Genomic DNA, 8,628 nt, shown 5'->3' with positions numbered 1-8,628 from the left:
CGAGAGCATTGAAAAAGTAGAAAACGCCCTGTTAAAATCTGAGGAAGCAACGATTCGTAAAATAGTGGATTACTTATTTATGGAACAGGGTGAAAAGTTCACATTAAAAGGACTTGGTAAGTATTACGAGATTTATAGTCTACCTGTTTACACGCTTTTGAATAGACACATGATTCAAAATTTGCAAGCCATTATACTTAACTGTAGCCCCCAGGAATATGCATTTACACTAAACCTTTTTGATCCTGAAGCCAGGTTTGAAATTTTATTTGAGGTAGCCAAAAGGGTATTTGATGACTTTGAAGAAAATATCAGTGATACCTTTGCCTGGAAAGTTATCGTATTCAACGAGTATATCAAATTCGATGTTAATACGTTGTTTGGCTATAACTTCCACAGTTCTATAGAAAGATTTGATGGAAGCTTAACAAAAGAATACAAAGCACACCTCCAAAAGGTATTTAAGTACGACGATAACAAGATAGACGCTCGACTTAATCTTATAACGGAAATAATAGACCAGCAACTAAACCAATATAACCTTATCGGATACTAAAAAATTTTAAACCAAATGTTCGTATAAAATTCAAAAACATAATATCATTCAATAACAACAACGCATGAAAGAGATCAATGAAAACAACGTATTTGTGATGGTTCCCAAAGTCGTAATTGACGAGATCAGGGATGGCATTAACAAACTTTTAAAAGGGAACGAGCCATTGTCGGCCAATGGAATAGGAGACTATATTAGTGAGAAGGAGGCGCAACAACTCTTGGGCAGGAAAACTACCTGGTTCTGGTCAATGCGCTCTAAGGGGTATCTCAGCTACACTAAAGTAGGTAACAAAGTTTTCTACAACCGAAAGGATCTTGAAAAATACCTAACCGATCACAAGAAAAATGCCTTTCGGTAGAGTAAACGAATAGTTTACAGCAGTGTAAACAGGATAGTAAACAATTGGTTTACGGCAGATGAACGCTACCTAAACCATTAAATCAGGTCAAAAAACTTAATTTGGATAACATATGAACTATATTTTGCAGATTAATTCATTTTGGAAGGACTATGGAGCAGACGAACAACTATCTCCCACTTCCATAGCCGTCTACTTCGCTCTGCTACATTTGAATAATGTTTCTGGGTGGAAGCCAAAGATCAACGTGTATCCCAGAGAAATTACTGATCTAATAATGATTGGCACCCCAAAAACACTTTATCACCACCTGGATCTTTTACAAACGCTTGGGCTTATCCGCTATAGATCTGGTAAAAATCAATTTAGGAATGCTACTGTTGAGATACCATGTCTTTACATTGCCCGGAAAGTGGAAGGGCAAAAATTACCGGAGCAAAGTAATAGCAACGAAAAAGCACCTTCCGAGCAGATTCCGACGCAAACAACACAAGTGACTGATAATCAAACGGATTACAACACCCCTAAACAAGTAAACGATAAAATCATTAAACCTAAAAAAAACAAACTTTCCGTTTTAGATGATTTAGAAGTTTCACTTTTAACGATATATCAAGAATTCATAAAAAAAAGAACCGGGCTCCCCGCTAAGTTGAATTCACAAGACAATTTATCACTAAAGCAACTGGTGAAATATCTTTATGAATTAGGCAATGCCGAAGAAATCTGGGAAAAGATTCTTAGCAATTGGCATAAACTCAACTCGTACTATCAATCTAAAATTAGCCTGGAGCAAATCGATAAAAACTTCACCAGTATCATAGACCAAATCGAAAACCACCATGAAAGCAATAAATCAGATAATTCAGCACCCAAAATATCACAACAACATGCCCTCAAGCGCAAAGACTTCAAATTTTGAGATAATGGGTATAAATAGAGCAAAACACATTTTCCTGGAAACCGCGACAAGGGAATATCCTGATTATAAAATTGACGAACACAATAAAAGGGTTATTGAGGCTCTACTATTGTATTTCACTAATAACCCTGGATTTGAGGATGTCGAGTTTATTACAAACCCTTCCTTACAAAAGGGAATACTACTGGCCGGAAACATTGGAACAGGAAAAACTCTTCTAATGACCATCTTGAGAAATTGTTATTTCCCTCATCAAGCTTTTGGAATAAAAAGTTGTCGTGACATCTCACAACGATTTGCAACGGAAGGCATGAAGGGAATTGAGATATTTGGTAGTCGTGCCGTTAAATTTGAATATGGCAGACAAAGAATAAACAACATGATGTTTGACGACCTTGGTGCTGAAAAAAATATGGCATATTACGGCAATACGGTAAACGTGATGCAAGAGATACTTTTAGATCGTTATGAACATTTTGTCAGAAACGGACTGCTAACGCACCTCACGACGAATTTAGATTTAAATGAAATAGAAGCTGTCTATGGAAGTAGGGTAGCAAGCCGTATGCATGAGATGTTTAATTTTGTGATGTTAGGTGGGGATAAAAATGCCAAAGATAGGAGGGTTTATTGAATAGGTTCGATTCCTTTACGGGCTACGAAAAGCCGATTATCATACGATAATCGGCTTTTTTTATTTCAAGTAATTGGTATTCAGTGTGTTATCTATTGTTTTCGCTTCGATAATTTCCCTTCTAAAACAGTGGTAATTCCGTATTATTTCGTAATCAGTCTGAAATACAGTTGATTACGTGGTTCGATTTTCTCGTATGGGTTGTCCGAATTTTATTGGTCTTTTTCTTTCAATATACCCAAGGTTGGGTATTGACAAAGTCATTACGCATTGGTTAGCTTTAAATTTCGCTCGGAAATGCAAAAATGACTTTCGGAAAGCAGTTTGAGCAGTTGGGAAAGTTTCGGAGTATGTTGTTGAGCAAATAGATTAAATTAAAGTGCTTGTTATATCGATTTTAGTTGTTGCAACCGGTAAGTATTTGCTGTTTAGATTTATAGGGTATGAATAGCTATAGACTAAAGAACAAACATACTGTTATCGAAATGTTACGGGTAATTAAAGAAAAACAATAAAACTAAAACACTTTATACGCTGAATGGCTAAAAGAGATGCTACTCCGAGTTGGTCGGGTTATATTTTTCAAGGCGAAGTTGCAATTTGTGTGGCTCTCGAGAAAATCATGGGGATTGGAATTGATAACCTAGTATCAAGGAATGCCTTATTGATAGAATCAGATGAAGACTTCTCAATTAGAGAAAAGGCATTAGAGGTATACCAAGTTAAGGCGATAGCGAATTCAAGTATGAGCGCCTTTAAAAACACAGTAGAAGAGCTTATCAACCGATATACGTATTCAATTCAGGAGGTAAAAGACCCCAGTGATGGTCGAAGAACTATTAGGGTCTATGGAGATGAGGTACGCAATAAACCAATTAAATCATATTTGGTAAGCTGGTATAAAATAACGGACTGGGATAAGGAAAACTTTGACGATAGATATTCGACTCATATAGATACTACTTTTTCTTTGATATCAGGAGTATACAAAGTCGAGAATATCGAGGATAAGACCAAGTATGAAATCGAGAAGGTTTTGAACCATTTAGGAACTGAATTTAGCTCTGCTGACCTGGATATTATATACTCTTTTCTCTGTTGTAAGGTTGATTCTTTGATAAAGGAAAGTCATTCCAAGGGGGTAAGAAAAGAAATGTCCTTTGCAGAGATTATTGAAGACATAAAAAAAGCTCCTACAGCCTTTAATACAGATATTGGATGGTATTACGTAAAAAGAAACTTCTTTCATGCGATGATGGAAGAGTTGAATTCTTATAACGGTTTTACATCTGACGATATGCTTAAAAAAAAAGGAAAAATCGAAAGAGTTATATGTGAGTTGGGAAAGCTTGATGATGTTCAGTTTAGAGGCCTATTGGAGAACAACCTTATTCCTGATAAGGATTTAAAAGGAAGTTTCAGTTTAAGTGAATTCGGTGATTATTTGAATAAAAACCTTGTGACAGGTATTCTTTGCAAAGCCTTAACCTCAATTAACGATGATCCGAATTACTCGTCTTTGGCTTTTACTTGTCCCAATACTCATAAAATTTATCAAACCACATTATTGAATCGAGATATACCACAGGACGAGCGCTATCCTAGCCAACTTATGGAGGTAGTTGAAAAACTCGCTAAAAAACCGATATCTAACGATATTTCCTTTTTCATAAATCAACACTTAAATCTTGACCTAAAGGATGCCAAAGATGTATTAAATAATATCTTCTCTGACCTCGCTTTGGATGATGATGAAGATGTTGACGAGGACAAGGACAGAGGTTTTGGACTAAGAAAGATTGATAAAGCTTCAAATGAATTGAACCAATGAAAAATCTATTACAAAATCTAATTGAGGACTGTGGACTAAAAAGTAAAGAATTTCAGTATCAAAACGCTACATTTATTTTGGCACACTATTCTGATGTACAGAAAAGTGACTTTTTCTTATTTCAATTTGGGAGTGTTTCGGAGTTTCGTCAAAAAGTTGAAGCAGATTTGATGAAATTTGAGTTCGAGTTGAATTCATTGGTAGGTAATATTCGGAGTGAGCAATTATTGGAATACAAAAGCAGGTTTATTGATAAGAATTTATCTCTGATAATTGTCGCAGAAAATGATGAAGGTTCAGAGGAATTAGACTGGATGCTTAAGAGTGAGGAAAATTATTATCAGTCGAGGAAATACATTTTAACTTACTCTAAAGAAGAGTTAGAAGAATTAAATCAGAAGATAGAAAAAATGGATAAGTCTCTTGTTCTATCGTTAACAGAGCTTGTTTCCCTTAATAGCGATAAGCTCAAAGACTTCATCGATGAATCATGGTTTTATTTACTTACGAGAATCTTTACAAAGATTCCTTTTCTTAATTATAAAGTAGCAGATAGTGAGAAGCAGATTCTCGAAGACATTGATAAAAGTATTATCTCAAAACTTGATGAACTAAACTTAAAGCGTGTGTATGATTCCATATTAGCGCATGATATGGGTTCTGATATAAATGGTTTAGTAGAGCTAATCACGAAAGAAGATTAGGCATGTATAGGATAAAAAGTTTACAAATAAAGAATTTTAAGTGCCTCAAAGATCATTCTTTCGATTTTGGCGAAAAGAACTTGGTGTTATTTGATGGTCCAAATGGGTATGGGAAAACAACTGTTTACGATGCTCTTGAAATAGCTTTTACTGGGAACTTAAGGCGATTTAAAGATAACACTAACATAAAGCAGTCCGTTGGATACGGAGACAGCTCTTTTCATAAGGATAAAACAAAACCTATTGAGATTGGCTTGAATCTTCATGATAGGAAAGGTAATAAGCTCTACATCTTCAGGAAATATCCGAGTGCAAGTGATATTACAGCTCGGGATAAAAACCCTCGAAATTTCTTTGAAAAGATTGAGCAATACTCGATTCAATTAAATGGTAAAAATGTTGAGGATCAAACGCTAGGACAACTTTTGAATTATGAGAGTATTGAAAAGTTCTTTAACATTTTAGACTATGTTGAGCAAGATGAAAACACGTATTTCATAAAAAAGTCGGCTAAGGATAAATACAACGGATTAAGTGAGCTTTTAGGAATTAATAATCACAATGACGCGCTAAAGAAAACGAGTGAGGTTATACGTGCTATAAATGCTCAAGAAAGAACTCTAGGAGAACAACTAACGCGTGTTAAAGAAGAGAATAAAGCGATTCTTGAAAGCGAAGGAGAGGATATCATTTACAATCGTCTCGTTGAGATAAAAGAGCTTCCATGGGATAAGAAAGATTTAGTTATTTCTCAAAACGAGGTTAGAATCAACTACTTGAGTGAACTTCAAAAATTATCTTACTTAAAATCGAATGAGCAATTAATAGAAAAAATTATCAAAGCAAATTCGATTAGGGAGCTTCTCGAATCGAGTGTTCGCATTGATAACCTAGTCAGAAATTATTGGAATGTTGTCAATATTGAAACTCTTATAAGAGAGAATGAACAAAGAGGTAGAGAATCGAAAGAAAAAGAATCGCTAACAATAGTTTCAAAGTCAATAGAGACTAAGGATTATAAGACTCTTCAAGAAAACCAAGAAGCCCTTAAATTAGTAATTGAGCAGGATAACATATACGAAGAACTTAAGGAGATGATAAGAGAGCTTTTATCACTTAAAAATCTTCTTTCTGCAGAAAATAGACTTATTGAAGAGATAAGGGATAAGCGGAATTCTTTCTTAGAGGCATTCACGAAGTCTTCAGAATCTTTAAAACTGGTTGAGGATGGTATCTGTCCAACCTGCTCCCATGATTGGGGCTCTAAAGATGAGTTGTTGTCTCAGTTTAAAGAAACAGAAGAACTAATCTTTAAATCAAATGATATATCACGTGAAAAACTTAGAAAGGCTCAGGAGTTATGGGATTCTAAAATGGAAGAGCTTACCCTGCTTAAGCGTATTTCAGATAGGGTTGATCAAATAGAAAAAAACAGGTTAGCTCTTATAGGTTTAGACGAATTTCTAAAGGTTAGTGCAAATCAGGCTAATTGGTCGGAGGAATTTGAAAAGATTTTAGACTTGTTCTCTAAGGATCAAGCGGCAGAATTGATAGAACTTTTCAATCAAAGATTAAAACAGGAAGAGTTGGAAGATGTGATTGAATCGGTTCGTTCAAAAGCTTTCGAGTTTATTCCTCATTTTAATGCTGATTTAAAAATAGATGAACTACGAGAAACGTTCCAAAATCAGTTGGATAATTCATTAGAGGAATTGAGAAGAATCCAGACCGAAACAGTTGAGCAGAAGATTAAATACATTCATTATGCATACTTCAACGGAATTAGTAAAAAGATCTCTAATATAGAAGCTAACTTGGTTAAGCTTGAAGCAACCCGAAAGAAATGCACAGACGTAAGTGATTTGCTAAAAGAACAAATAAACAGCTATTTAAAGGGAATAATTGCAAATATCACTGCTCCATTTTATATCTATACAAGTAAAATCCTGCAAAACCACTCCTTAGGAACAGGACTTGTGTTCAATGCCGATATCGATAAGGCTACTCCTGAAATTATGATACACCCGCTAGGAAGAAAACAGGAAGCTTCCTTTTCTCTAAGTTCAGGTCAACTTTCGGCTACGGTAATATCTTTAATGCTAGTGTTAAATAAGGTTTATAATCAGAACGATTTAGGTGTCATTATGATTGATGATCCAATACAGACTTTAGATGAGATCAATACTCACTCTTTAATTGAACTTCTTAAGCACAACTTTTCTGATGAACAGGTTATTTTGTCGACTCATGAGGACAAGTATTCCCGTTTCATTAGATACAAGTACGAAAGGTTTGGATTAAGCCATGACAATATAGAAATGCGTCGAGAAATCTAATAAAAGCCCCTAACAAAGGGTATAGTGCATACTCTGTGGGATACGCACCATACACAGAGCGTTATGCTAAAAACACTTCACACTTACATGCCACCTTTTCAAAAACCTCAATTGCAGCCAAATCAGTCAATAAAAGGTTGGATATTTGTCCGCTAGGGGCTACGAAAAGTACATAATAATCAGGCGGTTGTCTATTGTCTGTCGTTTCGATAATCTTCCTCTTAGTACCACATAAATTGCTCTTAACTTTTTAAAATGCTGATAAGCAATAAATTGTAAGGTTAAATTTCCCGCTATGGGTATTAATATTTTAATGCTATTTCCCTCAATATACTCATGGTTGGGTAATGACAAAGTCACTGCGCATTGATTAGCTTTAAATTTTGCTCGAAAAATTAAGGATGACTTTCGGAAAGCAAATTGTGCTGTTCAGGAGAGTTTTGACTACGGTTGTTAAGCGAAGTGTGTATATTAAAGTAAGGGTGTACAATATAACAAATAAGCCCCTATATAGATGTTAGGTTGCATAGTTTACAAGCACTACGATAATTGATAGCAAGTTGGATTGGAAAGAAGATTATATAAAGAAAATTGGGTGCGTTAATGTAGACGATCTCCAAATTGAAGCCGCTCAATCGATCAGGATAAGAAACCTACCCGAGAACTTGTACAAGTATCGTCCGGCTACTGATTATGTAATTAATAACCTTGAGAACGATACGGTTTATAAGCCAATCGAGTACAATGACCCGTTTGAATTCGTGGAATTTCTCGATTTTGATAAAGTATATGCAGCTCTAAATGGACAAATGAAGGAAGAATTGATTTCCTCGTTAACGGACAATTTGATGTTCCTGAAAATGTCAAAGCGGATGCTATGGAGTCACAGTTCCCAATGAGAATCATAGCTGAATATCAGTTTAAAGAATACGAAAATCGTTCAAAAGAGGATATAGAAGACATTTTAAACGTAGCTGACGGTGCACAAAAGAAAATAATTATCGATGACATAACCGCAAGGTTGAAGGAAAATGGGCAGAGGTATGGCTCAAGCAATTGAAACACTTCCAAAATCTTTGGAAATAGCAAAAATAAGCAACCGAAATTGAAAGAATAGAAAGCGAGTTGATAATGGGTTACAATGATTATGTTCGATTTTTCTCAGGAGAAGTTTTCTGTTTTTTGAATATCCAACACCTCAAGTATCCTTGTACGGCTTATCGTTCATTGGTACACGATTGCAAATTTATGGATGGTAAGAAATTTGAAGTTCAATTGAGAGAA

The 8,628-nt window shown here is 35.2% G+C and carries 9 protein-coding genes; all 9 read left to right on the top strand.

Annotation, left to right across the window (positions count from 1 at the left end):
- A partial coding sequence (locus E1163_RS30425) for a hypothetical protein (RefSeq protein WP_185155969.1) occupies positions 1–556 on the top strand: 556 nt, incomplete at its 5' end.
- Between the two features lie 64 nt (positions 557–620).
- Positions 621–917 (top strand): helix-turn-helix domain-containing protein, encoded by a 297-nt coding sequence (locus tag E1163_RS05390; RefSeq protein ID WP_155170281.1) that lies wholly within the window; start codon positions 621–623, stop codon positions 915–917.
- 112 nt (positions 918–1,029) lie between these two features.
- Positions 1,030–1,839, top strand: coding sequence for a hypothetical protein (locus tag E1163_RS05385; protein ID WP_155170279.1), 810 nt, complete (start codon positions 1,030–1,032; stop codon positions 1,837–1,839).
- Positions 1,760–2,473, top strand: coding sequence for a P-loop NTPase family protein (locus E1163_RS05380; protein ID WP_155170277.1), 714 nt, complete (start codon positions 1,760–1,762; stop codon positions 2,471–2,473). The genes E1163_RS05385 and E1163_RS05380 overlap by 80 nt, the downstream gene beginning before the upstream one ends.
- A gap of 538 nt (positions 2,474–3,011) precedes the next feature.
- Positions 3,012–4,304, top strand: a complete 1,293-nt coding sequence (locus E1163_RS05375; protein ID WP_155170275.1) for a hypothetical protein — start codon at positions 3,012–3,014, stop codon at positions 4,302–4,304.
- Entirely contained in the window at positions 4,301–5,008 is a 708-nt protein-coding gene (locus E1163_RS05370; protein ID WP_155170273.1) for an ABC-three component system middle component 1, read from the top strand. Before E1163_RS05375 ends, E1163_RS05370 begins: the two co-directional genes overlap by 4 nt.
- Before the next feature lie 2 nt (positions 5,009–5,010).
- Positions 5,011–7,344, top strand: a complete 2,334-nt coding sequence (locus E1163_RS05365) for an AAA family ATPase (RefSeq protein ID WP_155170272.1) — start codon at positions 5,011–5,013, stop codon at positions 7,342–7,344.
- 560 nt (positions 7,345–7,904) lie between these two features.
- Positions 7,905–8,243 carry a hypothetical protein gene (locus E1163_RS05360; RefSeq protein WP_155170269.1) on the top strand — a complete coding sequence of 113 codons (339 nt, stop codon included), beginning with the start codon at positions 7,905–7,907 and terminating at the stop codon, positions 8,241–8,243.
- Positions 8,222–8,404 (top strand): hypothetical protein, encoded by a 183-nt coding sequence (locus tag E1163_RS05355; RefSeq protein ID WP_155170267.1) that lies wholly within the window; start codon positions 8,222–8,224, stop codon positions 8,402–8,404. The genes E1163_RS05360 and E1163_RS05355 overlap by 22 nt, the downstream gene beginning before the upstream one ends.
- The last annotated feature ends 224 nt before the right edge of the window (positions 8,405–8,628 follow it).

It is taken from the genome of Fulvivirga kasyanovii, from assembly GCF_009711405.1.
In the GTDB taxonomy this organism is placed as follows: Bacteria; Bacteroidota; Bacteroidia; order Cytophagales; family Cyclobacteriaceae; genus Fulvivirga; species Fulvivirga kasyanovii.
The sequence above is the reverse complement of the archived record's forward strand: the minus strand, read 5'-3'. Positions and strand labels throughout refer to the sequence as shown.

Coding starts and splice junctions, on each gene's coding strand:
- E1163_RS05390 (WP_155170281.1), top strand. CDS start 621: ATGAAAGAGATCAATGAAAACAACGTATTTGTGATGGTTCCCAAAGTC.
- E1163_RS05385 (WP_155170279.1), top strand. CDS start 1,030: ATGAACTATATTTTGCAGATTAATTCATTTTGGAAGGACTATGGAGCA.
- E1163_RS05380 (WP_155170277.1), top strand. CDS start 1,760: ATGAAAGCAATAAATCAGATAATTCAGCACCCAAAATATCACAACAAC.
- E1163_RS05375 (WP_155170275.1), top strand. CDS start 3,012: ATGGCTAAAAGAGATGCTACTCCGAGTTGGTCGGGTTATATTTTTCAA.
- E1163_RS05370 (WP_155170273.1), top strand. CDS start 4,301: ATGAAAAATCTATTACAAAATCTAATTGAGGACTGTGGACTAAAAAGT.
- E1163_RS05365 (WP_155170272.1), top strand. CDS start 5,011: ATGTATAGGATAAAAAGTTTACAAATAAAGAATTTTAAGTGCCTCAAA.
- E1163_RS05355 (WP_155170267.1), top strand. CDS start 8,222: ATGGAGTCACAGTTCCCAATGAGAATCATAGCTGAATATCAGTTTAAA.